At 29.4% G+C, this 26472-nt stretch carries 25 protein-coding genes; 11 read left to right on the top strand and 14 right to left on the bottom strand.

Translation table 11 applies throughout. The features are described from left to right. Positions 1-30 precede the first annotated feature (30 nt). Entirely contained in the window at positions 31-525 is a 495-nt protein-coding gene (locus tag CSUB8523_RS09920) for a hypothetical protein (protein WP_148308417.1), read from the top strand. Here CSUB8523_RS09920 and CSUB8523_RS04280 read toward each other — a convergent pair. From CSUB8523_RS04280 to gltX, 3 genes are read right to left on the bottom strand one after another with little or no spacing between them, the layout of a single operon-like run. After that, positions 413-1993 (bottom strand): soluble lytic murein transglycosylase, encoded by a 1581-nt coding sequence (locus CSUB8523_RS04280; protein WP_052243711.1) that lies wholly within the window; start codon positions 1991-1993, stop codon positions 413-415. The two genes, CSUB8523_RS09920 and CSUB8523_RS04280, sit on opposite strands and share 113 nt — an antisense overlap. A 57-nt stretch (positions 1994-2050) precedes the next feature. Beyond that, the gene (locus CSUB8523_RS04275) at positions 2051-2338 is read right to left on the bottom strand and encodes a YggT family protein (RefSeq protein WP_043019732.1); all 288 of its coding nucleotides are present in this window, start codon (positions 2336-2338) and stop codon (positions 2051-2053) included. A gap of 1 nt (position 2339) precedes the next feature. After that, positions 2340-3635 (bottom strand): glutamate--tRNA ligase, encoded by a 1296-nt coding sequence (gene gltX / locus CSUB8523_RS04270; RefSeq protein WP_039663565.1) that lies wholly within the window; start codon positions 3633-3635, stop codon positions 2340-2342. 133 nt (positions 3636-3768) lie between these two features. Here gltX and CSUB8523_RS04265 point away from each other — a divergent pair, with 133 nt between their 5' ends. Further along, entirely contained in the window at positions 3769-4191 is a 423-nt protein-coding gene (locus tag CSUB8523_RS04265) for a PepSY-like domain-containing protein (RefSeq protein ID WP_039663563.1), read from the top strand. A gap of 29 nt (positions 4192-4220) precedes the next feature. On the opposite strand, the gene CSUB8523_RS04260 is transcribed toward CSUB8523_RS04265, so the two are convergent. The 5 genes from CSUB8523_RS04260 to CSUB8523_RS04240 form a co-directional block, all read right to left on the bottom strand. Beyond that, positions 4221-4754 carry a HyaD/HybD family hydrogenase maturation endopeptidase gene (locus CSUB8523_RS04260; RefSeq protein WP_039663560.1) on the bottom strand — a complete coding sequence of 178 codons (534 nt, stop codon included), beginning with the start codon at positions 4752-4754 and terminating at the stop codon, positions 4221-4223. Next, complete coding sequence (gene cybH / locus CSUB8523_RS04255; RefSeq protein ID WP_043019731.1) at positions 4751-5443, bottom strand: Ni/Fe-hydrogenase, b-type cytochrome subunit; 693 nt, start codon at positions 5441-5443, stop codon at positions 4751-4753. Before cybH ends, CSUB8523_RS04260 begins: the two co-directional genes overlap by 4 nt. A 15-nt stretch (positions 5444-5458) precedes the next feature. Next, positions 5459-7174: a nickel-dependent hydrogenase large subunit gene (locus CSUB8523_RS04250; RefSeq protein WP_043019730.1), complete on the bottom strand. Its 1716-nt coding sequence runs from the start codon at positions 7172-7174 to the stop codon at positions 5459-5461. Positions 7175-7176: 2 nt separating this feature from the next. Next, the gene (locus CSUB8523_RS04245) at positions 7177-8316 is read right to left on the bottom strand and encodes a [NiFe] hydrogenase, small subunit (protein WP_039663554.1); all 1140 of its coding nucleotides are present in this window, start codon (positions 8314-8316) and stop codon (positions 7177-7179) included. Positions 8317-8477: 161 nt separating this feature from the next. Then, entirely contained in the window at positions 8478-11051 is a 2574-nt protein-coding gene (locus CSUB8523_RS04240) for an ATP-dependent Clp protease ATP-binding subunit (RefSeq protein ID WP_052243668.1), read from the bottom strand. Positions 11052-11258: 207 nt separating this feature from the next. Between CSUB8523_RS04240 and CSUB8523_RS04235 the strand changes: the two genes are divergently transcribed. Genes CSUB8523_RS04235 through CSUB8523_RS04195 form a run of 9 tightly spaced genes read left to right on the top strand, consistent with a single transcriptional unit; the run spans position 11259 to position 18586 of the window. Beyond that, positions 11259-12575, top strand: coding sequence for a S41 family peptidase (locus CSUB8523_RS04235; RefSeq protein WP_043019729.1), 1317 nt, complete (start codon positions 11259-11261; stop codon positions 12573-12575). 1 nt (position 12576) lies between these two features. After that, on the top strand, positions 12577-13290 hold the full coding sequence (purC, locus tag CSUB8523_RS04230; RefSeq protein ID WP_043019728.1) for a phosphoribosylaminoimidazolesuccinocarboxamide synthase: 714 nt from the start codon (positions 12577-12579) through the stop codon (positions 13288-13290). Between the two features lie 8 nt (positions 13291-13298). Further along, positions 13299-13535, top strand: coding sequence for a phosphoribosylformylglycinamidine synthase subunit PurS (gene purS, locus CSUB8523_RS04225; protein WP_039663547.1), 237 nt, complete (start codon positions 13299-13301; stop codon positions 13533-13535). Then, positions 13532-14182: a phosphoribosylformylglycinamidine synthase subunit PurQ gene (purQ, locus tag CSUB8523_RS04220; RefSeq protein WP_043019727.1), complete on the top strand. Its 651-nt coding sequence runs from the start codon at positions 13532-13534 to the stop codon at positions 14180-14182. Before purS ends, purQ begins: the two co-directional genes overlap by 4 nt. Beyond that, entirely contained in the window at positions 14176-15381 is a 1206-nt protein-coding gene (locus CSUB8523_RS04215) for an SH3 domain-containing protein (RefSeq protein ID WP_043019726.1), read from the top strand. The genes purQ and CSUB8523_RS04215 overlap by 7 nt, the downstream gene beginning before the upstream one ends. After that, on the top strand, positions 15359-16048 hold the full coding sequence (locus CSUB8523_RS04210) for a lysophospholipid acyltransferase family protein (RefSeq protein ID WP_043019725.1): 690 nt from the start codon (positions 15359-15361) through the stop codon (positions 16046-16048). The genes CSUB8523_RS04215 and CSUB8523_RS04210 overlap by 23 nt, the downstream gene beginning before the upstream one ends. Next, entirely contained in the window at positions 16045-16413 is a 369-nt protein-coding gene (crcB, locus tag CSUB8523_RS04205; protein ID WP_039663537.1) for a fluoride efflux transporter CrcB, read from the top strand. The genes CSUB8523_RS04210 and crcB overlap by 4 nt, the downstream gene beginning before the upstream one ends. 11 nt (positions 16414-16424) lie before the next feature. Further along, positions 16425-18254, top strand: a complete 1830-nt coding sequence (gene htpG / locus CSUB8523_RS04200; protein WP_043019724.1) for a molecular chaperone HtpG — start codon at positions 16425-16427, stop codon at positions 18252-18254. Further along, entirely contained in the window at positions 18251-18586 is a 336-nt protein-coding gene (locus CSUB8523_RS04195; RefSeq protein WP_039663532.1) for a rhodanese-like domain-containing protein, read from the top strand. Before htpG ends, CSUB8523_RS04195 begins: the two co-directional genes overlap by 4 nt. Positions 18587-18975: 389 nt before the next feature. Here the strand turns inward: CSUB8523_RS04195 and mog are convergent, their stop codons facing one another. From mog to CSUB8523_RS04165, 6 genes are read right to left on the bottom strand one after another with little or no spacing between them, the layout of a single operon-like run. Continuing rightward, positions 18976-19503: a molybdopterin adenylyltransferase gene (gene mog, locus CSUB8523_RS04190; protein ID WP_043019723.1), complete on the bottom strand. Its 528-nt coding sequence runs from the start codon at positions 19501-19503 to the stop codon at positions 18976-18978. Positions 19504-19505: 2 nt separating this feature from the next. Then, on the bottom strand, positions 19506-21104 hold the full coding sequence (locus tag CSUB8523_RS04185) for an integral membrane ATP-dependent zinc metallopeptidase (protein WP_043019722.1): 1599 nt from the start codon (positions 21102-21104) through the stop codon (positions 19506-19508). Further along, on the bottom strand, positions 21094-22350 hold the full coding sequence (mtaB, locus tag CSUB8523_RS04180) for a tRNA (N(6)-L-threonylcarbamoyladenosine(37)-C(2))-methylthiotransferase MtaB (protein ID WP_043019721.1): 1257 nt from the start codon (positions 22348-22350) through the stop codon (positions 21094-21096). The genes CSUB8523_RS04185 and mtaB overlap by 11 nt, the downstream gene beginning before the upstream one ends. Then, positions 22347-23876 (bottom strand): mechanosensitive ion channel family protein, encoded by a 1530-nt coding sequence (locus tag CSUB8523_RS04175; protein ID WP_039663524.1) that lies wholly within the window; start codon positions 23874-23876, stop codon positions 22347-22349. Before CSUB8523_RS04175 ends, mtaB begins: the two co-directional genes overlap by 4 nt. Beyond that, the gene (aroB, locus tag CSUB8523_RS04170; RefSeq protein WP_043019720.1) at positions 23873-24931 is read right to left on the bottom strand and encodes a 3-dehydroquinate synthase; all 1059 of its coding nucleotides are present in this window, start codon (positions 24929-24931) and stop codon (positions 23873-23875) included. The genes CSUB8523_RS04175 and aroB overlap by 4 nt, the downstream gene beginning before the upstream one ends. Before the next feature lie 7 nt (positions 24932-24938). Further along, a complete protein-coding gene (locus CSUB8523_RS04165) occupies positions 24939-26345 on the bottom strand; it encodes a COG3400 family protein (protein WP_043019719.1) in 1407 nt (468 codons plus the stop codon). Positions 26346-26472 lie beyond the last annotated feature (127 nt).

Below are 26472 nucleotides of genomic sequence, written 5' to 3'. Positions count from 1 at the left end.
CTTATAATTATGAAAAAATTAGGAAAAATTATGAAAAAACTTTTTACGATTATATTGCTTGCTTTTGTTTTTAATGCATGTGCAAATAAAACTCAAGAACAAAGCACGGTGAATTTAAAAAGCCAAACACTCATGTATGCGCAAAAAATCAACTTTAACTATAAGAACAACAGAACAGTGGCTTTGCTTAGTTATTTAAACCCTGTTCTTGATGAAAAAAGTCAAAAAGAATTTTTTGTGTTAAGCTTTTTACCAAGCATTCATATCAATCAAGATCAAATTTCTATTTTAATTAATGGAGAAAAAACCACAATAAGCGTTTTAAAACCTAATGATGAATTATTTAAGTATATCATCAAAAATGATTATGCAAGTTATTACAAAATCACCCTTGATGAGTTGATTCAAAAACCTATTTTGCAGGTTTATTCGTGTTTTGAGAATCAGTGTTTTGAGTTAAAGTTTCAAAAAATTTCGAAATCGGTGTATTATCGTTCAGAAGATGTAAATACACAATATAATTAGCTAAAACTTTTTTAGCATACGCTCTACTTTCAGCATAAGGAACGAGTTCCATAGATAAAAATGGCTCGTACTTTCCTGCTCTAAACATATCATCTCTTTTTAACATTCTCGTAGTAAAACCTATACCTCCATTATACGCATATGCTACAAAAACCGGAGAGTTAAGTTTGGATTCTAAATAATCTAAATGATGGTTTGCAAAAGTATAAGCTGTTTTTGGTTCAAAAAGCATATCTTGATCAAAATTTGGAATTTGCAATTCTTTATTACCTATATGGTTAGCTAAAAATGGGATAAATTGCATTATACCCAAAGCATAAGAAGTAGAAATTGCTGTTGGTATAAAACGACTTTCTTGTCTAGCTAAAGCCAAAATCATCGCTTGTCTTTGGGTTGAATACGCTTTTAAGTATTCAAAATAAGGCATGATAAAATAATGCTTTGAAAAATTTTCCGCTCTTTCTTTAATATACGCATAAATAGCGATATTGTCTTTAGTATAAAAGTCTTTAGCAAGCTTGTCTAATTCTTCTGGAGTGCCTTTTGCGACTTCTTTTGCTAGTTTTTGCCAAGCAAAAGGATCTTTCATATCAAAGTCATTTTTTTGCTTTTTAGGATTTAATTTTTCTATTTTAGGTAAAGGTAAACCTTTTAATTCTCTCGCATAAAGACTATAAATATTTAAAGAGTCACTTTGAGCAAGCTCATCAAGGTGTTTTTTATCTTGAGTAATTAAATACAACCAAAAAACCGCATTATCTATCAATGATCTGCTTTTAAAAGTATCTCTTGCAACTTGAAAAAATTCCAATGCTTTTTGATCATCATGTTCTAAAATAGCATTCACACCTAAATAAAATGCATTATCCTGAAAACTTAAATTCGCATCCACATTAACCAAAGACTTTCTAATTAAAGGACTTTTTTTCTTAATGATAATTTCTTTCACAAAATTTGTAAATTCTTTCTCTTTGGCTAATTCATTGACAAAATCTTTTTCCAAGAAAAAGTCTTTTTTATCTTTTGTAAAGTCATAAATTTTGTAAAAATTAGCACTATCATAATTTAAAATCGCATAGTTTAAAGGATCTTTTGCATCAAAAGCTTCTAAAAGTTTTGTTAAATTTGGATTATCCTGTAGGATATTTTTTTTCATCTCATTACGCACTGAAGTATTAAGATCTTGTATAAAAGTTAGACTATTTAATCTTATAAGCTGACATGTTGCATTGGCATCTAAGATATTTTGAGTGTTAAATTCATAACAAGCTTTATATTCTTTATTATATCCCAAAGGTGGTACAATAACTTCAATAGCATTTTTAATACGCCCTGCATAACGATAAATATGCTCCTTTAAGCCTTCAATTTCATCTTTTTTAAATTCATTTTTTTCCAACAAACGATATAAATAATAATCTTTAGCTAAAGAGTTGGGTTTTTGCTCCAATTCTTCATACGAATACATTACACAATTAGCATAAACCACTCCAGCTAAAAGCAATACTACACTTTTTTTTAACACTTATAAACTTCCTAAAATTAAATTTGATAAAAATATTTGAATAAATTTTAATCCCAAAATAATGATCAAAGGTGCCAAATCAATACTTCCTATTCTAGTTGGGATAAACCTTCTTACAAAAGTATAAGCAGGTTCTGTCAAACGATATAGAATTTGCACAATAGGATTATACGGGTCAGGTCTTACCCAAGAAATCAATGTCGCAATAATTATAACCCATATATAAATTTCAATTACCAAAGAAAAAATTTGCACCAAAGATACAATCAAACTTATTCCAATTTCCATTTTACTCCTTTATGATTTCTTTAATAAATGGCTTAATTAAGGTATAAATTTCACTCATTTCAGGCCCATGGGTAACTCCTGTTAACACTAAACGCAAAGGCATAAAGAAATTTTTACCTTTTAGTTTTGTTTTTTCCATTAAAATCTTTTTAAACTCTTCATAATTTTGTGGCAAATCCAAATCTTTTAAAATCTCCTTGATTAAACCACATCCGTTTTCAAATTCATGGTAATTTTTACTTGCAAAAATAGCCTGGATTTTTTCTTTAATTTCATTTAGTGTGCTAGCTTCTTGAGTATAAAATTTCGCAAGCTCTGCCACATCTTTGTCTAAATTAAGCATAGCATTTAACTGTGTATTATCTAACATTTTAATATGCTCACGGTTAATTTGCATTAAACGCTTTGTGTCAAATCTTGCTGGAGATTTTGAAACTTTTTTCAAATCAAACCACTCTATAGCCTCTTCTAAAGTAAAAATTTCTTTTGGAGTTTTATTACCCAAAAGGATTAAATAATTTGCAATAGCACTTGCAAGATAACCATGATCAAGCATCCACTTAACACTAGAATGCGCTTCTCTTTTGCTCATTTTAACACCCTCTTCATTTAAAATGATAGGCAAATGTGCATATGTCATGCTTTTATCATAACCCAAACTAGCTCTAATATGTTCTTGTTTAGGAGTGTTTGAGACATGATCTTCACCCCTTATAATACAAGTAACACCTTCGAGCATATCATCTACTGCGCAAGCAAAATTATAAGTTGGAGTTTTATCTGCTCTCATAATCACAAAGCTATCAATATCTTCAGGATTAAAGCTAATCTCACCTTTAATATAATCAGTAAATTGCATTTGTGATTGTGGTTTTTTAAGACGAATTACAAAAGGTTTTTCACAATTTAACACATCAATATCTGCAAGTTTTTCACATGTGCCATCATATCTGTAAGCTTGATTTTTACTTTTAGCTAGTTCTTTTTTATGGGCCAACTCATCTTCTGTGCAAAAACACGCAAATGCTTTTTTTTCACTCACTAATTTTAAAGCCATTTGACGATGAAATTTTAAATTCTCACTTTGTACATAATAATGCTGCCAAGCTATGCCAAATTCTTTTAAAATTGCTTTTATTTCTTCTTCTTTTCCGGCAATATTTCTAGCATTATCTGTATCTTCAATACGTAAAATAAAATCTGTATTTTCTTGTCGTGCTTTAATATAATTAAACAAAGCAGCTCTTAAATTTCCAATATGCATATCTCCAGTAGGCGATGGTGCAAACCTATACATTATCTATCCTTTTAAAACTTTTTTATCATTATACAATTAAATACTTGCTATTTATTTTAAAAAAATAAAGTTCACACAAAATTCACTTAATATTATTATGATTTCACAAATAATTCAATTTAAAGGATAAAAAATGAAATTAAAAATAGCTTTAACAACATTAGCTCTAGCAAGTTGTGTTTTTGCTAAAGATATCGTTGTAGGTGTAAATGCTTTACCGGCAAATTCTAAAAACTTCATACAAAAACATTTTACAGACTCTAACATCGCTCTAGTAAAACAAGATATTGATAGTTTTGATGTATACCTTGATAATGGTACGGAACTTGAGTTTTTCACAAATGGTGATTGGAAAGAAATAGATGCAAAATATAGACCAATTGATACTTCTTTTTTAAGTCCAAATGTTTTAGCAACAATTAAAAAAATGCACCCAAATGCAAGTATAATTAAAGTTGAAAAAGAAATTCAAGGTTATAAATTTAAGCTTAATAATATGATGGAAATTTATACTGATGTGAATGGAAATTTCTTAGGACAAAAATTTGATGATTAATAAAACTAAAGAATAAGTAAAAACTTGGTCTAATTTTTATAAGAGCTTAAAGCAAGCTCTTGTATATCATGGTTTGCAATTCTTTCACAAGTGAAGCCTTTTTTCTCTAAAAAATCAAGCAAAATTTTCTCCATTTTTTCTAAAGCAATCAAGACTTCTTTGGAAAGCTCAAAACTTAAGGGTTCTATACGTTTTGGCACACAAGCTAAAATTTGAGTTTTAGGCAAGTCTCCCATAAGCTCCATATACTGTAAAGTTTGTAGCATTTCAACTTCATGTGCGCTACCACTCCAATTTACTTTTTTTGGCATTGCATCATAAGGAAAGAAAAATATATCTCCGATTTTAGCATCATCTGCTGCAATACAATCAATCACAACCATTTCATCATATTCAGCTATAATATAGCTAAGTTGCAAAGCCAAAGTTCCACCATCTACAAAGCTTACCGAGTCTTTTTTATGATAAAACTTATAATTTTTTTCTAAAAGCTTGCAAAGATGAACGCCTAAGCCCTCATCTGCAAACATAATATTACCAATACCTAAGATCAATAATTTCAATGATTTTCTCTTACAAATTTATAACCACTAAAAATAGCATCTAGGGCACCATCTTTACCTTTAACTGAGTTAAACACAGCCATATAAATATGCACTGGAACAAAAATTAAAACAATCCACATTAAAATTCTATGGTAGGTTCTAACATCGGCCAATCCACCTAACATTACTTCAATAGGTCTTAAAATATCATATAAAAATCCACCCAAACCCTCATGAAACACATGTACATAAAGAATTAAACCTGTTAAAATAAGTCCAAACATAACAAGATAAAAGAAAAAATAAGTTACAAATTGCAAAGGATTATATACACCTTGCAAATGCGGGTGCTTTCCTAGGAAAATATAAAATTTAATCTGCTCTATCCATAATTTTACATTAAAAATATCTTTTATGCTTTTTCTCTCACCGTCGCTTTTTTTATCAAAAAAGAACAAATATGTTTTAAAAATCACACAAGCTATTAAGATAAATCCAAAAATTTGGTGCACCATACGGTATTTTGCCTGCATAAATAAAGTTGGTTCAGATGAGATAGATGGAGATTGAAATACATAAGAAATATAATATCCAGTCCCTACTAAAATCACGATTGCAACTGCTCTTAACCAATGTGTAAAGCGAAGGCCAATACTAAATTCATATTGAGCTTTTCTATTTGTTTTTAAGGAATGTTTAGAATCCATACTAAAGTCCTTTCCTTATAAATTTACATTAACTTTATACTCGCTAAGATTATTGCCTTTAGTATCCATTACATGCACAGCACATGCTATACAAGGATCATAAGAGTGGATTGCTCTTATAACTTCTAAAGGTTGTTTAACATCAGCTAGTTTTATTCCAATAAGACATTGCTCATAACTTCCACCTACCCCATTTGCATCTTTTGGACTTGCATTCCAAGTAGAAGGAACCACAGCTTGCCAATTTTCAATCACACCATTTTTAATTCTACACCAATGACTCAACGCACCACGAGGCGCACTTCCCATAAATCTACCTTTGTATTCTTTGTTTTTATCGATTACATAAGTAGCACAAGTGCTTTCATCTGTTTTTAAATTTTCAACTAAAGAATTAAATGCTTTTAAACCATGATCAGCAATGATTTTAGCTTCAATCGCTCTAGCACCGGTTCTTCCTAAAGTACTCATAAGTGCTTTAACTGGTAAATTCGTAGCTTTTAAGAATGAATCAACCGCTTCTACTACGATTTTATTACCCTTAGCATAATTTACTAAAATATTTGCTAATGGTCCAACTTGCATAGGTAAATTTTCATATCTTGGAGCTTTAATCCAGCTGTATTTACCTTTGGTATCAAATACCTTACTATGAACCATATTGCCTTTATCGTCAATGCTTTCACCATCAATTAAGCCTGTATAGTTTGGATTAGTTTTGCCATCATAAGGGTGTAAAGCTTCATTATCTGCATACCATGATTTTGTAGCCTCTTCAGTGATTTTAGCTTCATCTACTTCTTCAACTTTACTCAAATCACCATTTCTAATAATACCACCCTCAAATAACCATTCATCGCTAGAAACTTGGAATTCTCTTTCGGTGTAGAAATTATTTACTCCAACATCATTTAATACACTCGCTTCTTTAGAATAAGCTTTTGCTGCCATGATTAAATCAGGATAATAAGCACGGTTAATAAAATCAGCTACTTCTTGGAATTTAGTCATATATTCAGCCATTCTTGATGGGTTTAAAAGATCCATAATACAAGTTACACCACCTACAGTTAAACTTTGTGGATGAGGATTTTTAGCACCAAAAATCGCCATAGCTTGAGCTATAACTCTTTGAATTCTTAAGCATTCTAAATAATGTGAAAGTGCAATAAGGTTTTGCTCAGGAGTAAAGCGATAAGTCGCGTGTCCATAATAAGCATTTGCAAATGGTCCAAGATTTCCTTTATCTACAAAAGTTTTTAATCTTTTTTGTACTTCTAAAAGTTTATCTGCACCTGTTGCATAAGGCATATCTGTATATTTAAATGCTTCATCACTTGCTTTTTTTACATCAGCGCTTAAAGCACTTACAACATCAACAAAATCAAGCCCATGAAGTTGATAAAAATGCACAGGATGATCATGCATATACAAAGCTGCATTCATTAAAGTTCTAGTTAAAATCGCATTTAATGGTGGAGTAATACCTAAAGCATTTTCTACTGCAATAATCCCTGCTCTATAATGCGAAAAAGTACAAACACCACAAATTCTTTGAGTTAAAAAGCCTGCATCTCTTGGATCACGACCTTTTACAATAGTTTCTAAACCTCTCCATAGAGTTGATCCTGAATATGCTTCCTTGATAACATTGTTTTCATCAACCACCACTTCAACTCTTAAGTGCCCTTCTATTCTAGTAAGTGGATCTATAATAATTCTTTTTGACATTCTTAATCCTTATTTTTTTCTAATGAAGCAATCACAGCATGCGCAGCAACAGCAACACCTGTTACACAAAGCACACCTATACCAATTTTATCTGAAATACTATCAGCACCCAAGCCATAAACAGTATCAAATAATCTTCCCGCCATAACTTCTTCAAAAGGTCCCATAGTATCCCAAAAATCAGGTTCTGAGCAACCTATACAACCATGTCCAGCTTGGATTGGCCATGAGGTATGTTGATTAAATCTTTCTCTTGAGCAGTTATTAAAAGTATAAGGTCCTTTACAGCCTACCTTATAAAGACAATATCCCTTTTTTGCCCCCTCATCACCAAATTGTTGCACAAACTCACCCGCATCAAAGCGTCCTCTTCTTTCACATAAATCATGGATTCTAAGTCCATAAGCCCATTTTGGTCTATTATAAGCATCAAGCGCTGGCAATGTCTGATACAATATATAATGAATCACATTACCTATAATGTTTTTTTCGCTTGGAGGACAACCTGGAACATTAATAACTGTTTTGTTTGTAACTTTACTCAAACTTACAGCATTGCTTGGATTAGGTCTAGCAGCTTGAATACCACCAAAAGCCGAACAGGTACCTATAGCAAAAATAGCCAAGGCATTATCACAAGCTTCTTGAGCTATTTGCTTACCTGTTTTACCGTGTGGTCCTATGGTTAAAAAGTTTTCTGTAGCACCTGTTGGTATACCACCTTCTACCATTAAAATATATCTACCTTTATATTTTTCCATAGCAGCTTCAAGATTATACTCAGCTTGCCAACCTGCTGCACCCATTATAGTTTCATGATATTCTAAAGAAATATGATCAAAAATTAAACTATCTATAGTAGGAGCATCACTTCTTAATAAACTCTCAGAACATCCTGTACATTCAGCCATATGAAGCCAAATCACTGGAAGTCTATCACTAAGCTCAGCAGCTCTTGCAACAACTGGAGTAAAGCTAACAGGTAGTGCTAAAAATGCAGTCATTGCGCTAGCCCATTTCATAAAATCCCTTCTTGAAAAACCTGATTGCTTTAGGGCTTTAGAAATAGAAATCTCGTTTTTCAAAAGAGGAAGTTTTTCTAATGCGTCTAAACGGCGATTGAAAACATCTAAATCACTCATTTGTTTTCCTTTAATAAATAAAAAATATCGGAATTGATTTTAGAATAATAATTGTTAAGAATTTATAAAAAATAAAAAATTTTTTGCAAAATATATTTTATATTTATAATTTAATGACAGTAAAATAATTTCACTCTAAAATAAGCAAGTATTACACTTGCTTATTGTTTAACAATGATAATCTCATCATCTTTAGAATTTATAATAATCTCATCATTTTCATTTAATTTATCGGATAAAATCATATCACTTAATTTATCCTCGACCATATCATACAAAGCTCTTTTTAATGGCCTTGCACCAAAATCCACATCATAACCAACCCTTGCAATCAAACTAGCTGCTTCATCACTTAAACTCGACTGAATACCTCTATTTACAAGACTTTTTTGCAGGGTATTAAATAATAGTTTAACTATTTTAACAGCTTCACTCTCTCCTAAAGGATTAAACATAATAATATCATCTAAACGATTTAAAAATTCAGGCTTAAAAAATCTCCTAAGTGTTTCTTTGATCGCCTTATCTCTTTCATCTCCTTTAAGCTCCATAATAAAATTAGCACCAATATTAGAAGTTAAAATAATAATAGTATTAGTAAAATCAACCGTAATACCCTTGCTATCTGTAGCTCTACCATCATCTAAAATTCCCAAAAGTATATTAAATACATCTTTATGTGCCTTTTCCACTTCATCAAACAAAATCACACTATAAGGTTTTCTTCTTACTGCTTCGGTTAACTCCCCACCTTCTTCATGTCCTATATACCCAGGAGGTGCTCCTAAAAGTCTTGATACGCTATGTTTCTCCATAAATTCACTCATATCAAAACGCACCATAGCCTTTTCATCATCAAATAAAAATCGAGCCAAGGCTTTAGCACTTTCTGTCTTACCCACTCCAGTTGGCCCTAAAAATAAAAAACTTCCTATAGGTTTTCCAGCTTGATTTAACCCTGCTTTATTGCGCTTAATAGCTCTAGCCAAGGCGCTTAAAGCCTCATCTTGACCTATAACACTTTTTTGCAAATATTCTTGAATATTTAAATACTTTTGTTTTTCAGAAGTAAGCATTTTTTGTACACTAATACCTGTCCACTTGCTTAAAATTCCAGCTACTAAATCCTCATCAACTTGATTTTTAAGCAAAACTCCTTCTTGTGTCATTTGCTTCCATTTTTCTTCTAAATTTAAAACTTCCTTTTCACACTCTAAAATCTTACCATACTCTATCTCGGCTGCTTTTTGAAAATCACCTTTGTTTTTTGCAAAATTTGCTTCATTTTTCAAACTGTCAATTTCTTTCTTCTTTAAGCTAATGCCATTAAAAACAGCCTTTTCATTTTCAAACTGAGTATTTAGCTTAATCTGCTCTTCTTTTAAATTTGCTAATTCTTTTTTAATCTCTTCTAGTCTTTTTGCATTAGCTTCATTGTTTTCCATTTTTAAAGCTTCATTTTCTACTTCCAAACTTTCAATTTGCTTTCTAACCTTTCTTAATGAATTTGGCTCACTTTCTATTTGCATTTTTAATTCTGCTGCAGCCTCATCAATTAAATCAATCGCCTTATCAGGCAAAAATCTATTAGCTATATAACGCTTAGATAGCTTTACTGCTGCTACTAAAGCACTATCATTAATAGTTACATTATGATGAATTTCTAATTTTTCTTTTATACCTCTAAGCATAGCCAAAGCTTCATTCACACTAGGTTCAGCTACATTTACAGGTTGGAATCTTCTTTGTAAAGCCGCGTCTTTTTCAAAATATTTTCTATATTCTTTTAAGGTTGTAGCGCCTATAGTATGAAGCTCACCTCTTGCTAAAGCAGGTTTTAAAATATTTGCTGCATCCATACTTCCTTCATTTGCACCTGCACCTACAATGGTGTGAATTTCATCTATAAATAAAATTATATTTTTATGTTTTATTACTTCATTTACAACAGCTTTTAATCTATCTTCAAATTCACCTCTGTATTTTGCTCCTGCTATTAAAGCACTCATATCCAAAGCTATGACTTTTTTATTTTGCAATGAAATAGGAACATCTTTTTTTACTATTCTTTGTGCTAAAGCTTCTACTACAGCAGTTTTACCCACTCCTGGTTCACCTAATAAAATAGGATTATTTTTAGTTTTCCTGATTAAAATTTGCATTAATCTTTGAATTTCTTCTTCCCTGCCTATAACAGGATCAAGTTCATTGTTTTTAGCTTTCATAGTCAAATCAATACCAAATTTAGACAAAGAATCAAGTGTTTCATCGCTTGTTTTAGTTTCTATTTTAGCTCCAGCCCTAATGAATTCTAATTCTTTTTTAAACTCATTTAAATCTACAAATTTAGATAAAAGTTCTTTAACAACCCCACTCATACTTTCTGAAACAAGCCACATATCCACAGCTAAATAGCTATCTTTATTTTCTAAAGCCAAGCCTTTTGCTTTTTCTAAAGAATTAATAAATTCATTTGAAAATTTAATATTGTCTTTATTTACATTTGAACTAGTAGGAAAAGATGAAATTTTACTTTTTACTTCTAACTCAAATGCCTCTTTAGAAACATTTAATTTATTAAAAACTTGATTAAGCAAACTTGAACTATCAACACCTAAAGCCCATAATAAATGTAAAGGTTTGATTTCACTATTCTTAGAATGAATGGCCAAAGAAATTGCGCTTTCTATATTTGAAAGCATAGAATCTGTTAAAAATTCTTGTATATTTGCCATTTTTTACTCCTTTTTACTTTTATATGAGATATATTATATAGCTTTAGTCTATTATTGTCAAGTTTATTTAGTTATATTTATAAACAATTTTTTATATATATACACTAATATCATAAAAATATTTACTTTATTTACAATTTTTTAAGCAAAAATAACTAAAATTAGATAATTATTTTATGAATTCATATTTATTTTGGAGTTTTTCCTTTGAAGACAAAAAGAAATCTTATTATCGCAGCTAGCATTTGTAGTTTAGTAACCGCTTCTTTTATTTTTACTAATTTACAAGCTAAAAATCCCACTCCTAGTGAAGCAGAAAAGAAAATAGAAGCCTTATCTAAACTCACAAGAACCATGTCCATCATAGAACAATATTATGTTGATGATGTTAATTATACAGATTTAGTTGATAAATCCATTGCAGGTTTGCTAACAAATTTAGATGCTCATTCTTCCTTCTTAGATGAAAAAGGTTATAAAGAACTTAAAGAACAAACTAATGGAGAATTTGGCGGACTTGGCTTTACTATCACACAAAAAGATGGAGCAATTAGCGTTGTAGCCCCTATAGAAGGAAGTCCAGCAGATAAAGCAGGTATTAAAACTGACGATATTATCTTAAGAATTAATAATGAATCAACCTTGGGTATGACTTTAAATGAAGCTGTTTCTAAAATGCGTGGAGAACCTAAAACAAAGGTTACTCTAACTATCTATAGAAAAGGTGATGCAAAACCATTTGATGTCAATTTAAAAAGAGATATTATAAAGGTTGATAGTGTTTATGCTAAATTAATCGAAAATGAAAACTTACTTTATTTAAGAGTGACTAATTTTGATAAAAATGTCATAGACGAAGTTAGCAAAGCAATTAAAAAGCATTCTAATGTAAAAGGAATTATACTAGATCTTAGAACCAATCCAGGTGGTATTTTAAATCAAGCCGTAGGTTTAGTAAATCTTTTTATAGATAAAGGAATAATTGTTTCACAAAAAGGAAAAATAAAAAGCGAGAATGTAGAATTTAAAGCAAATCCAAATAAAAAAATCACCAACGCACCTTTAGTAGTGCTTGTAAATGGCGGTAGTGCAAGTGCAAGTGAGATTGTAAGCGGAGCTTTACAAGATTTCAAACGTGCTATTATCATAGGTGAAAAAACTTTTGGAAAAGGTAGTGTGCAACTTATATTACCTATGGATGAAAAAGGTAAAGAAGGCTTAAGACTTACTATAGCAAAATATTATTTACCAAGTGGTAGAACTATACAAGCTGTTGGGGTTAGTCCTGATATAGAAGTATTCCCAGGAAAAGTAAGCAAAGAAGAAAATCATGGTTTTGAAATCAAAGAAAGCGACCTTAAAAAACACTTGCAAGCTGAACTTGATAAAATCGGGCATCAAGAAAAGAAAAAAGATACTAAAGAAGATAAAAATATCATCACTAAAGAACAAATTGATAATGATATACAATTAAAAACGGCAATTGATGCAATTAAAATTCTAAACATCACGAAAGGAGAGTAAAATGGCAGCAAAATTAGATCTTTTATACGAGGGAAAAGGTAAAAAAATGTTTAAGACTGATGATGAGAATTTACTCATCACAGAATTTAAAGATGATTTAACTGCTTTTAATGCAGAAAAAAAAGGTAACGAAGCAGGAAAAGGCGCATTAAATTGTAAAATTAGTACTGAAATTTTTCATCTTTTAGAAAAAGAAGGCATTAAAACACATCTAGTAGAAACTATCAGTGATAAAGAACAAATTGTTAAAAAATGCGATATTATACCTATTGAAGTTATCACTAGAAATGTAGCTACAGGATCTTTAACAAAAAGATTGGGTATTAAAGAAGGTACAATCTTACCTTTTGCTGTAGTTGAGTTTTGTTATAAAAATGATGACTTAGGCGATCCTATTATCAATGATGAGCATTGTTTAATTTTAAATTTAGTAAAAAGTGAAAAAGATTTAGAATTAATAAAAAATATAGCAAGACAAATCAATTCTATCTTGGTTAAATTCTTTGAATCTAAAGGTTTAAAATTGATTGATTTTAAATTAGAATTTGGTATTGACAACGAAGGAAATATGATACTAGCTGATGAAATTAGCCCTGATAGTTGTAGATTTTGGGATAGCAAAACTAATGAAAAATTAGACAAAGACCGCTTTAGACAAGACTTAGGCAATGTAAAAATGGCCTATGAAGAAGTATTAAAAAGAATTTTAAGTTAGGAAAAATAATGAAAGTAATTGTAAATATTACACTAAAAAATGGGATTTTAGATCCTCAAGGCAAAGCCATAGAAAAGGCTTTGCATTCTTTAGATTTTAATAACATAGCAAATGTTAAAACCTCAAAACAAATTAGTTTTGATATAGCTTGCGATGATAAAGAAGAAGCTTTAAAACAAGCTGATTTAATGTGTAAAGAATTGCTTGCAAATACTGTGATAGAAGATTATGAGATAATATTATGAAAGTAGCTATTATTCGTTTTCCTGGAACTAATTGTGAGTTTGATACAGCTTATGCTTTTGAAAAACTAGGAATAAAAACTGAAATCATTTGGCATGAAAAACAAGATTTTAGTGCAGATTTAATTGTTTTACCAGGTGGATTTTCTTATGGAGATTATTTAAGATGTGCCGCTATTGCAAAACTTGCTCCTGCTATAAAAACCCTAAAAGAGCATGTTAAAAAAGGTGGATATGTCCTAGGTATTTGCAATGGTTTTCAAATTTTATTAGAACTTGGTCTTTTAAAGGGAGCTATGAAACACAACAATAACTTAAGTTTTATTTCCAAAATACAAGCATTACAAGTAGTATCAAACAATAATGTTTTTTTGAAAAATTTCCAAAAAAATGACATTATAGAATTACCTATTGCTCACGGAGAAGGAAATTACTTTAATAGCGAAGATGGTATTAAAATACTAGAAGATAAAGATATGATTTTATTAAGATACATCAACAATCCAAATGGCTCTTTAAATGATATAGCTGGAATTTGTAATGAGAATAAAAAAATCTTTGGACTTATGCCACACCCTGAAAGAATGTGTGATGATATACTTGGTTCAAAAGTAGGACTTAAAATGTTTGAAGGATTTTTAAATTGCTAAAAATCTTCAAAGTTTTTTGTATTTTTTTACTAACACTTAATTTATATGCTCAAGAAAATAGTGTTTTTGAAGATTACAACACCTTAGAAAAAAACTACAATCAATTAGACGATCAGGCTAAACAAATTTATCAAACCATTGCTCCAAGCGATGAAGGTAATTATGAAAGCAAAATCAATGATGAAAATTTTATTCCTCAAGGTTCTTTGGTATTAAATGCGAAAGAATACACTGATGAGGCTTATATAGATGAAGCTTTTACTATAGATCTTGAGGTTATTACTACAACTAATATAAGTTTTGATTTAAATGTGAGTTTTGAAAAAAATGATGATATGCTTTGGATTAACCCTAATCCTATTTGGGAGCAAAAGGCTAATTCATATCATACAAAATTATGGTTTGAAGCAAAAAGTTTAAATGCAAATTTAAATAAAATCATCGTTTCACTAAGCAGAAATGATCATATTTTTCAAAGCTCATCATTAATTATAAAACCTATTAGACTTAAAAAAATCGACGCTCCTTCTAATAAATACTCACACATAGTTGCAAGTAATTTAGAAGTCAAACAAGCAAAAGCAAGCCATTTTGATAATGATAATATAATTTTATTTATAGAACTTATAGGAGAAAACACAAACCTAGCAAGTTTTAACATAAAAGATATTCAAAAACAAGGCGTAGAGGCTATTAAAGGTGATTTTAAAAAGCAAAATGGGTTTTATTATGCTATTTTAGATAAAAGCAAAACGCGTTTTGATTTTTCTTATTTTAATTTAAATTCTAAAGAATTAAAAGATTTTTCCTTAAAAATAGAACTTAAAGAAGATAGTATAAGCACACAAAGTGATTTAAATCCAAAAACTAATGATTTTAATTTTTACAAACAAGTATTTTCATGGAGCTTGTGTGGTGTTTTTGCTTTATGGTTTGTATTTAAGAAAAGCTATGTAGCTTTAGGCTTAGTAATTTTGGCTCTAGTAGCAAGTTTTTTAGCCCAAAATAACATATATAAAGCTACATTAAAAGCTGAAAGCAAAGTACAAATTTTACCAACCCTAAACTCAACTCATTTTTATTCTGGAAAATACAAACAAGAAGTGGAGGTACTAGATTCAAGAGATGAATATAAAAAAATTTTATTTAATAATGGAAAAATAGGCTGGGTAAAAAGTGAAGATTTATCAAAGATTTAAAGCTTTAATATTTTGGATTGAATTTATTTTATCTATTATATTTTTATGCATTGCCTTTTTATTATTGCAATCACAAGAAAAAATTTGGAAAATCAGAAAAGCATGGTCAAAACTGCAAAAATATGTAGTAAATTATAAAATCCAAACCCAAGGTTCTATACATCCTCAAGCTAATTTACTTTTAATCAATCATCAAAGCTTGTTAGACATAGTTGTTTTGGAAGATTTATGTCCAAAAAATATATCTTGGATAGCTAAAAAAGAACTTGGTGAACTTCCAGTTTTTAAAACTTTGATTAAAAAACCTAAAATTATTTGCATAGATAGAAGTCCAAAAGGCCTAGTAAAACTTTTAAAAGAAGCCAAAGAAAGACTAAAAGAAGATAGAATTTTAGCTATATTCCCAGAAGGTACAAGATCTAAAACACAAAAACTTTTAAAATTTAAAGTCGGAGCTAAAATTTTAAGTGAAAAACTTAATCTAAAAGTCCAACCTGTGGTAATCGTTGATTCAGCTAAAATTTTAGACACACAAAACTTTAGTGCAAATAGTGGTGTTTTAAAAGTAGTATTTCTTGATCTTGTTGATATAAGTAAAGATGATTGGCTTGATCAAACTAGAGAAAGAATGCAAGCAATCTTAGATAGTGAAAGGACACAAGTTTGATTAATACAATTTTAGCTGTAGGTTTTGGTGGCTTTTTAGGAGCCATATCTAGAATGCTTACTAGTAGCTTTTTTAATAAAATCGTTCCACATGATTTTCCCTATGGTACTTTACTTGTTAATATCATAGGATCTTTTTTAATGGGCTTGTTTTTTTCTTATGCAAACTCTAAAGATGTGCATATTTTTACTAAAAGTTTAATTAGTACGGGTTTTTTAAGTGCTTTTACGACTTTTTCAACTTTTTCTTATGAAAATTTGCTATTTTTGCAAAGTGGTAATTATTTTCACTTTTTTCTAAATATTATTTTAAATGTTATCCTTTGTCTTTTGGCAGTGTGGATTGGTTTTTTAATTTTTAAATAAAGGAGATAAAAATGCAATTTCAAACTGAAGTTAATCAACTTTTACAACTTATGATTCATTCTTTGTATTCAAACAAAGAAATTTTTTTAAGAGAGCTTATTTCTAATGCAAGTGACGCACTTGATAAGCTTAGTTATTTAAGTGTGAGCGATGATGCTTATAAAAATTTAAAATTTGAACCAAAAATTCAAATCAATTTCAACCAAGAAGCAAAAACCCTAACCATAAGTGATAATGGTATAGGTATGAATAAAGAAGATTTGATCAATCATCTTGGAACGATTGCTAAAAGTGGCACAAAAAGCTTTTTAGAAAACTTAAGCGGTGATGCCAAAAAAGACTCTCAACTTATAGGACAATTTGGCGTAGGCTTTTACTCTGCTTTTATGGTAGCTTCTAAAATAGAAGTTTTAAGCAAAAAAGCATTAGATGATAAAGCTTATCTTTGGATTTCTGATGCTAGTGGTTATGAAATAGAAGATGCAAATAAAGATGAGCAAGGCACTTGCATAACCTTGCATTTAAAAGATGAAGAATTTTTAAGCTCATACCGCATTGAAAGCATAGTAGAAAAATACTCTAACCATATTCAATTTCCTATTTTTATGGAAAAAGAAGAGTATTTACCATTAGAAGAAGGTGAAAAAGAGCCTAAAAAAGAATTAAAAAATACTCAAATTAATACCGCAAGTGCTTTATGGAGACAAAACAAAGCAAATTTAAAAGCACAAGATTATGAAAGATTTTATGAGCAAAATTTCCATGATTCAAATAAACCTATGCTTTATATTCATACAAAAGCTGAGGGTTCTATAGAGTATAATTCTTTATTTTTTATACCTGCACAAGCTCCATTTGACCTCTATAGAGTGGATTATAAAAGCGGTTTAAAACTATATGTAAAACGCGTATTTATCAGCGATGATGATAAGGAATTGCTACCAACTTACCTAAGATTTGTACGTGGTATTATTGATGTAGAGGATTTACCGCTTAATGTTAGTCGTGAAATTTTACAAGAAAATAGAATTTTGAAAAGCGTCCAAGAAGCAAGTGTTAAAAAAATCCTAGCAGAACTTAAGAAATTTAAAGACAAAGACAAAGAAAATTATCTTAAATTCCATGAAAATTTTGGAAAAGTTTTAAAAGAAGGTTTATATGGTTTTGGTGAAAACAAAGACGCAATTGCTAAACTTTTATATTTTAAAAACTCAAACAAAGAAGAATTAATCGATCTTGAAGAATATAAACAAAACCTAGCTGAAGGTCAAAATGAAATTTTTTACATTAGCGGTAAAAATGAAAAATTATTAAGAAATTCTCCATTACTTGAAAGCTATAAACAAAAAAATATCAATGTTTTATTGCTTGATGAAGAAATCGACACCATAGTTATGCCTATGATGAGTGAATTTGAAGGTTTAAAATTTAGCGCTATTAATCACTTAGCAAGTGAAGAAACGAGCGAAGAACAAAAGGCTGATTTTGCACCTTTACTCATTAAAATTAAAGAAGTTTTAAAAGATGAAGTGGAAGAAGTTAAATTAAGTCAAAGACTTTCTAATAGTCCAAGTTGTATTGTTTATGATCAAAATAAGCCAGATTTTGCTATGCAACAAATTCTTAAACAAATGGGTCAAGAACAACAAGTAAAACCTATACTTGAAATCAATCCTAATCATGCAATTTTAAAAGCCTTAAAAGACAATGACTCACTTGCTAGCGAAATGGCACACATTCTTTTAAATATGGCTAAATTAAGCGAAGGTATGGGTATAGATAATCCTAGCGAATTTAATAATGCGTTAAACACTATCATTTCCAAGGCTTTAGAAAAATGAAAAATATTGCAATTTCTAAAGATATCTTGCAAGATTATTACATTGTAGATGTTAGAACTCCAAGTGAATGGAAAAGTGGAGTTATAAAAGAAGCTATACTCATCGCACTTTGCGATGATAATGGCTTTATGAATGGAAATTTCATCCAAGAATTTAAAGAAAAAGTAGATTATCAAAATAAAAACATAGCCTTTGTATGCGCTACAGGCTCAAGAAGCAAACATACTGCTATGATGATAGAAGATGCCCTAGGTATAGAATGCACTAATCTAGATGGTGGCATGGTAGCGCTTTTATCACAAGATTATGAAGCTACAAAAAAGGAAAGTTGATTATGAAAAAATATTTTTGTTTTTGACACTTTGTGCTAGTTTTGTTTTAACAGAAGTTAAAAATATCGATATTAATGCAGGAATTTTAGAAAATTATCAAGTAATTGATGTTTAGAAAACCTAGCGAATGGGCACAAACTGATACAATAAAAAATACCATTAAAATTAGCTTTTATAATGAAGATGGCAGTGTAAATAAAAATTTCGTTGAGGAAATTAAAAAGATTTCAAGTAAAAACCCATTACTATAACTTGCAGAAGTGGTTCAAAAAAGTACTAAAGCTTCTGCTTTACTAGATTAAAATGACATAGAAGTTACTAATTTAAAAGGTGGTATGAACGCACTTTTATCGCAAGGTTATAAAACCTCAAAGTAAGTCTAACTAGACTTACTTTTTCTTTGGTCTAAATACAGAAATTATCTCTTCATTATTTTCAATATAAGCTCCACCTATTAAATCTACACAATAAGGAATAGCAGGAAATATAGGCTCAATACATTCTCTTATAGCTTTTGGATTACCCGGTAAGTTAATAATCAATGATTTTCCTTTTATACCTGCGCTTTGTCTTGAAAGTATAGCTGTTGGCACATATTCTAAGCTTTTTGCACGCATTAACTCCCCAAAACCTGGAAGCATTTTATCACATACTGCTTGTGTTGCTTCTGGTGTCACATCACGCAAAGCAGGCCCTGTACCTCCTGTAGTAAAAATTAAATCACATTTTACTTCATCAGCTAAATAAGCTAATTTTTCTATGATTAAATCGTACTCATCAGGAATTAGCTCATAGTAAAAGCTTTTTTCATTTTTCATATAAGAATCTAAAATTTTTTCTATCTCTACTCCGGATTTATCTTCATAAACTCCACTACTTGCTCTATCTGAAAGTACTAAAATTCCTATTTTTACCATTTTTACTCCATTATGATTTTTTCTATATCTTGTTTTTCTATTTTTTCATTTTCTAAAAGAATACTAGCTAATCTCACTACTTTTTCTTTCATTAATTCTAAAAATTCTTTTACTTCTTGCTTTTGCTCTTGCAATAAACTCTCATTTGCCATAGCAAAAGTTTCCATAAAAGTAAGCAATTCTTTAACCTTTAAAAGATCACTTTGTGCATTAGTATAGCTTTCATTAAAAATAAGCTCCATAGCAACTGAACCTGCTAAAAAAACTTTTATTTTGTTTAATAATTCTGATTTTGATTTGATGGTATTTTCATACTCTTTAAATCTATCTTCAATTAGGGTAATTTTTTCAAATTTAACATCAAAATAAAAAGCACACAAAGCTTTAGCTGCTTGGTATGTGGCTTGAATTTTTCTTTCCTTATCGCTTAGAGAAAAAATCTTTTTTTTGCCCATTAAAACTTTATTAAGCACTGCAAAAAAATCATTTTCTTCTATTAAGTCTGATTTTCTTCTTATAGCATTAATAGCCGCTTCATTAACTAAAGTCTCTAAGGCAGCTCCACTAAAACCCACGCTAGTTTTTGCAATTTTTTCTAAATCTACGCTAGATTTTTTTTCTTTCATATAATTTTGTAAAATATGCATTCTATCTTTAAAATCAGGCAGAGATATAAAAATTCTTCTATCAAAACGCCCTGATCTTAACAGCGCATTATCCATAAGATCGATTTTATTTGTAGCAGCCATCACTATAACACCACTATTATCTTCAAATCCATCCATTTGAGTTAAAAGCTGATTTAGAGTATTATCTCTTTCTACATTAGAAAAATCCCCCCTACTTTTACCAACTGCGTCAATTTCATCTATAAAAATGATACTTGGAGCTTTTGATTTAGCTTTTAAAAAAAGCTCTCTAACTCTTTTTGCACCCATACCTACATAAATTTCTACAAAACTAGCCCCGCTTTGATAAAAAAATGGCACCCCAGCCTCGCCTGCTACTGCTTTTGCTATCAAGGTTTTACCCACTCCAGGAGGCCCTACTAGTAAAACCCCTTTTGGCATTTTCACGCCAAAATCTTTATATTTTTGAGGATTTTTTAAAAAATCAACGATTTCTAAAAGCTCTACCTTAGCCTCATCAATCCCTGCTACATCTTTAAATTTAACTTCACTTACTACATCTTGTATAGTACTATTTTGTTCATTTTTTTCTAAAATATTTTTTTCTAAAGAAAGTAAATTTTGTCTATCTTTATTTTTTTTATTAAGAAAGAGTAAAAAACTTACAAGAAAAGCAAGCAAAATAAATATCAAAAAAAACTCACTTAAATTATAATCTTTAGCATATTCTAAAGGAATTTTTTGCCACAAAGCATTTAAATCCACTACATCTTTAGCAATTAAAAATTTTCCTTCTTTGCTTTTTAATAATACTTCATTATTTTCTACTATGGCTTTTTGGATTAAATTTTGCTCTAAGAGCTCTTCATAAGCAGCCTTGCTAATATAATCAGGTTGATTTTTTATAAACGCAACTATTACAAAAACACAAAGCAATAAAAATGAAGCTAAGATAATCTTTTTATTTTTCATCCCCTAACCTTACATAGTTACAATCTTCTTTGCATTCATATTTTTCAATACTTATCCATTGTTTAGCAATATCTTCTTTGCTTGTAATTTTGATTTTATTAAAAAATTGATCATAGCCTTCATAAAAACCATCTTTTTTACTCTCAACTAAAATTTCTAAAATATCTTTTTGATTTTTTCTAAACTCATAATTATTTTGCGTGACTATATCTTTTAAAATATCTAATCTTTCTTTGGCTATTTCACCATTAATTCGTTCACTCATAGAAACAGAATGCGTTCCATCACGCGGTGAGAAAATAAAAGCATGAATATGTGTGAGTTTAAATTGCTTGAAATTTTCTAAAGCTTCTTGCCATATTAATTCACTTTCTCCAGGGTGTGCTACAATAAAGTCTGTTCCTAAAGCAAAACCTTTTTGACTTAACTCATTAAACAGCGCTAAATCATTTTGTGTATGCGATCTTCTGCGCATTATACGCAACATTTTTTCATGAGTGTGTTGCAGGGCAATGTGTAAATGCTTTTCAAGCCAAGGCTCATCTAAAATTTCTTTAAAACTCTCATCAATTTGAGCAGGCTCCAAACTCCCAAGTCTTACTCTTTTTATACCATTCACCTTACCTATTTCTTGTAACAATTTTCCAAGTGTAGTTTTATCTTTTAAACCATAACTTCCTATATTAGTACCCGTTAAAACTACTTCACTATAACCATTTTGAGCGAGAAGTTTAATTTGTTTTATTATTTCCTCACTTGGCATACTTCTTGATTTGCCCCTAACACTTGGGATTATACAATAACTACAAGCAAAGTCACATCCTTCTTGAATTTTTACAAAAGCTTTAGTATGATTTTCATAATTACTTACGATTTTTGTATCAATAAAGCATAAATTTCCAAGCTCATAAAAGGCTTTATCTTGCGAGATTAACTCATTGATTTTATCTTTATTGGAAGCTCCTAAAACTCCAAAAATTTCTTTTTTATCAAAAAAATCCTTTCCCTTGCTCACAGCACCACAACCTGTAAGTATAACCTTAACTCCATTTTTCTTTACACCATTAATATAGCTTCTAAGCCCACTATCAGCACCATTTGTAACAGTACAAGAATTTATCACTATCACATCAGCTTCTTGCTCATTTTGTGTAATATCATGATCTTTAATATAAGTTTTTAATAATTGCGTATCATAAATATTAGTTCTACAACCAAAAGTTTTAAAATATACTTTTTTTTTCAAATATCTTCCTTGTTTTCTATAAATTTATGTTTTGCCATATATAAATTTTGTGATGGATAAGCTATTTTTATATCATTATGTTTATTAAATTCATTAATGATTTCTTTGCTTATATTACTTCTTAAAATCAAAGCCGCATAAGAATTTGTCATATACCAAGCAGAAATTCTCATACCATAACCTTCTAAAAATGTAAAAAACCTAGGTTCTACTTTAGGATTTCTAATGCTATATTCATTTCTTAATTTATTCATGGATTCTTTAGCTAATTTTGTATAACCTTTAGAAGCTTTTATAACAATTTCTTCTATTATCTCTAAGGCTTTTTGATGGTTTGAATCAAAAGTCAAAGTAATATCAAGCCCGTCCCAAACTGTCTTCATCCCATGATGAGTATAATTTGATATAAGATTAGTAAATATAAAATTATTTGGTATAAAAATTATCCTGCCGCTTCTTCTATTATCTGTATAAGTTAGCAAAGAAATATCTTCATATAAGGTTATTCTTAAAAACGAAATGTCAATTATATCACCAATATAATGCGTATTATTTTGAAAAACTCTAACTCTATCACCCACTCTAAAACTTCCACCAAAAACTATCACACACCAACCAAGCATAGACATAAACATATCTTTCATAGCAATAGCTAAACCAGCAGAAGCAAAACCAAGCACAGTAACCAAATAACTGATATTTTCAATGTACCCAAAAAGCAAGATTAAAACAATCATATTAATATTAATAAAATTAATAATTTTATTTGCTGTATAAAAACGATCATTATCACCTATATATTTTCTAGCTATAAATTTGAGTAAAAATGCTATAGCTACAACTATAACGATAGTTAAAACTATATTAAAAGCCCTTACACTCTGAATTTTAATAGAAGCAGTTGTTTTTTCAATCTCTTCTTGAATTTTTTTCTCGTACACGGAATAAGAAATTTCTCCAAAACGCAAGGTTTGTGAAAAATCTCTTACCATTTGATTAGATATTTTTAAATACTCATCATGTTCTTTACTAGGAGCTAATTTAGCTATCTCAGCTACTAAAACATTTTCTTTTATAAGCTCATCTAAAGTCTGCTTAAAACTATTTAAAAGATTGATATATTCTTCTTTATCACGTCTTAATTTTTTTATGTGTGAGTATGCTGAAATAATAGCTAAAGGATTGGTTAACTTATCTATTTTATCAACTTCTTCAGGCGCTAAAACCATCTTAGAAAAATTTGCACTTTTATATTCACTTAAAAGCTCTAATCTTTCTTTTAAGATTAAAATTTGTCTTTCTATAATGCTTTTATTGCGTTCATTAGCCTTTAAACCCTCTTTCTCAAGAGCAAGAATTTCTTCTTGTGTTTTTTTATAAATATTAAAATTATTATATTTAATTATCCAAGTATTATATGCTAAATTATTATGTAATTCATTTAATTTTTGATCTAAATGTTCTATATCATCTTGTGCTAAAAGCACTATAAAAGGTAAAAATAAAAGTAGAAAAATCTTTTTCACACAAACACCTCTAAAGTGCGTAAAATATCTTCTTTGCTTATATTATTTTTTATACAAGCCTTTCCTAAGCCACAAGCTAAAATAAAACTAATCTTTTGAAAATGTGTTTTTTTATCTAAGAAAAAGGCATTGTAAAACTCTTGTGTATTTGAAATTTTATAAGATATGGGTAATTTAAATTTTACAAGTAAATTTTGCACTCTTTGGCATTCTTGTGCACTTAATAATCCTAAATTTAACGCTAAAATATTCGCCATATTCATACCTATAGCCACAGCTTCACCATGTAAGTACTTTTTATACCCTGTTTGATTTTCTATAACATGAGCAAAAGTATGACCATAGTTTAAAAGCATTCTTAAACCACTTTCTTTCTCATCTTGCGAAACCACACTAGCTTTAAGCTCTATACTTTTTTGGATGATTTGAGCTAAAGTAATATCATCTAATTTAGCATTTAAAAATTTATCCTCGTCCAAATTTTCTAAAAAAGATAAAATTGCTTCATCAAAAACCACAGCCATTTTGATAAATTCGGCCATACCCGCAGCTAGTTCTCTTGAAGGTAAAGTTTTTAAAAACTCACTCTCACAATATACTGCTTTTGGCTGATAAAAAGTACCTATTAAATTTTTACCAAATTTATTATTAACTCCCGTTTTACCACCCACACTTGCATCCACACAAGCTAGTAAAGTTGTAGGGATATTAATAAATTCTATCCCTCTTTGATATATACTTGCCACAAAGCCACCCATATCAGAAATAACTCCACCGCCAAAGCTTATAAGCAAGCTTTTTCTATCTAATTTATAAGCACACATTTGATCCAAGATATATTCTATGGTTTGCAAATTTTTATACTCTTCGCCATCTTTGATTTTTATGATAAAAAGCTCTTTAGCTTGAATTTTTTCCAAAAGCACATCTAAATGTAGCTTTACTACTAATTCATTAGTTAAAATCACTACTTTGGTATTAAAATTTAACTTTTCTAACTCATTTATGTAAACATTATAACTTGTATTTTTATCTAAATTTACCTTAACTTGCATTGTTTTCTCACAGCGATGGTATAAATAATTGATAATTTTTACTCATCTTATAATATATTGTATTTAAATCTGTTTTTAAAATTTTATTGAAATTACTTCCTAAAATTTTTTCATTAAATGGCACAAAATGCAATACATTTTGTTTATAAGAAAATTTATTAATAGGGTTGTGCTCTTTTTCTTCTATTAAAAGTAATTTTTCATCATGGAGTTTTGAAAGGCTTTCAAAATATTGATGGTATTCAAAAATTTCTGCTTTATTTAGTTTTAACGCATAATAATACAGAGAAAGTCCAAGTTGAATTTGCTTATTAAAATCAAGCATAATCGAAGCAATCCCTTCTACATCTTCAAAATTTGAGCTTAAAACTACCGATGATTTTAAGTCCGCAAAATCCCCTTTACCTGCTTTTAACACAGGAATTTTTAAAGTAAAAAGAAAACTTTTTTCTTTTTCAAAAAGATAATCTTCCACCACCAGCAAACCTATGCTAGTATTTTCCACAAAAGGTTTAATGTTTTTTATATTTTTACTTTCATAGTCAAATATCACTTCAGTACTATTTTTATGCAAGGCTTTAAGTTTATAATACATAGGAGTTAAAGTAGGATTAATCACTTTAAAGTAAAGCTTTTTACTATTAATCCTTACATGCAAAAGCAAGCTTGCAAAAATAAGCTTTTCTATAGCAAATTCACTCATTTTTTTCATATCTATAATACAAAGTATATTATCCCCAAAAGGCGATGGAAAGCGTCCTAAACTTGTTTTAACATTAGTAAAAACACTTTGTAAAACCTTAGGATCACCTACGATTAAAATACTATCATTTGGCATTAAAATAATTCCAGGTTTTGCCAGGATAAATTCATTATTTCTATAAACCATTGCGATTTTAAAGCGTTTTTGGCTAATCGAGCTAATATGCCTGTAAGCAAAGCTTGATCCTGCAGGAATTCTCACCTCCATAATCTCACCTTGCCCAAGTCCTATAAACTGCGCCATGGAAGGCATGTTATCTAAACAACCCGAAAGTCTTATACTTAAAGTATCATAGACATTAATCACTTCACAAAAATTATCATCAATTTGCGTATTCCACAGATCCATAATGACAATGTTTAATCTTGGTTGTAGTTTTCTTAAATTTCTATAACACGCTAGCATATCAACTTCTTCTTGCATATAAATAATAGCTTGATAAAAATCTTCTTTTAATAAATTCTCTAATTTAACTAAACTCGTAGGATCAAATTTATAAAAAGATATTTGCTCATTTTCTAAATCTAAATCCACACTTTCATCATTATAATAAACAACACTCAAAGATTCTTTGAAAGTTTTATTGCTATGAATTTTTCTTAAAAAATCTTTAGCAAAAACCCCATCAGCCAATAATAAAATCTTATTCATATAACCCTCTAATTTTTAAAATATAATTATAGCAAATTTAAATTATATAAAAATTCATCCCAGTGTATTTTTACTGTAAAATAGCACTAATATTCTTTTAATAAAATTTATTATATAATTATTAAAG

The sequence above is a fragment of the Campylobacter subantarcticus LMG 24377 genome (assembly GCF_000816305.1).
GTDB classification, from domain to species: Bacteria; Campylobacterota; Campylobacteria; order Campylobacterales; family Campylobacteraceae; genus Campylobacter_D; species Campylobacter_D subantarcticus.
The sequence above is the reverse complement of the archived record's forward strand: the minus strand, read 5'-3'. Positions and strand labels throughout refer to the sequence as shown.

Coding starts and splice junctions, on each gene's coding strand:
- CSUB8523_RS09920 (WP_148308417.1), top strand. CDS start 31: ATGAAAAAACTTTTTACGATTATATTGCTTGCTTTTGTTTTTAATGCA.
- CSUB8523_RS04280 (WP_052243711.1), bottom strand. CDS start 1,993: ATGTATTCGTATGAAGAATTGGAGCAAAAACCCAACTCTTTAGCTAAA.
- CSUB8523_RS04275 (WP_043019732.1), bottom strand. CDS start 2,338: ATGGAAATTGGAATAAGTTTGATTGTATCTTTGGTGCAAATTTTTTCT.
- gltX (WP_039663565.1), bottom strand. CDS start 3,635: ATGTATAGGTTTGCACCATCGCCTACTGGAGATATGCATATTGGAAAT.
- CSUB8523_RS04265 (WP_039663563.1), top strand. CDS start 3,769: ATGAAATTAAAAATAGCTTTAACAACATTAGCTCTAGCAAGTTGTGTT.
- cybH (WP_043019731.1), bottom strand. CDS start 5,443: ATGGATTCTAAACATTCCTTAAAAACAAATAGAAAAGCTCAATATGAA.
- CSUB8523_RS04250 (WP_043019730.1), bottom strand. CDS start 7,174: ATGTCAAAAAGAATTATTATAGATCCACTTACTAGAATAGAAGGGCAC.
- CSUB8523_RS04245 (WP_039663554.1), bottom strand. CDS start 8,316: ATGAGTGATTTAGATGTTTTCAATCGCCGTTTAGACGCATTAGAAAAA.
- CSUB8523_RS04240 (WP_052243668.1), bottom strand. CDS start 11,051: ATGGCAAATATACAAGAATTTTTAACAGATTCTATGCTTTCAAATATA.
- purC (WP_043019728.1), top strand. CDS start 12,577: ATGGCAGCAAAATTAGATCTTTTATACGAGGGAAAAGGTAAAAAAATG.
- purS (WP_039663547.1), top strand. CDS start 13,299: ATGAAAGTAATTGTAAATATTACACTAAAAAATGGGATTTTAGATCCT.
- purQ (WP_043019727.1), top strand. CDS start 13,532: ATGAAAGTAGCTATTATTCGTTTTCCTGGAACTAATTGTGAGTTTGAT.
- htpG (WP_043019724.1), top strand. CDS start 16,425: ATGCAATTTCAAACTGAAGTTAATCAACTTTTACAACTTATGATTCAT.
- CSUB8523_RS04195 (WP_039663532.1), top strand. CDS start 18,251: ATGAAAAATATTGCAATTTCTAAAGATATCTTGCAAGATTATTACATT.
- mog (WP_043019723.1), bottom strand. CDS start 19,503: ATGGTAAAAATAGGAATTTTAGTACTTTCAGATAGAGCAAGTAGTGGA.
- CSUB8523_RS04185 (WP_043019722.1), bottom strand. CDS start 21,104: ATGAAAAATAAAAAGATTATCTTAGCTTCATTTTTATTGCTTTGTGTT.
- aroB (WP_043019720.1), bottom strand. CDS start 24,931: ATGCAAGTTAAGGTAAATTTAGATAAAAATACAAGTTATAATGTTTAC.
- CSUB8523_RS04165 (WP_043019719.1), bottom strand. CDS start 26,345: ATGAATAAGATTTTATTATTGGCTGATGGGGTTTTTGCTAAAGATTTT.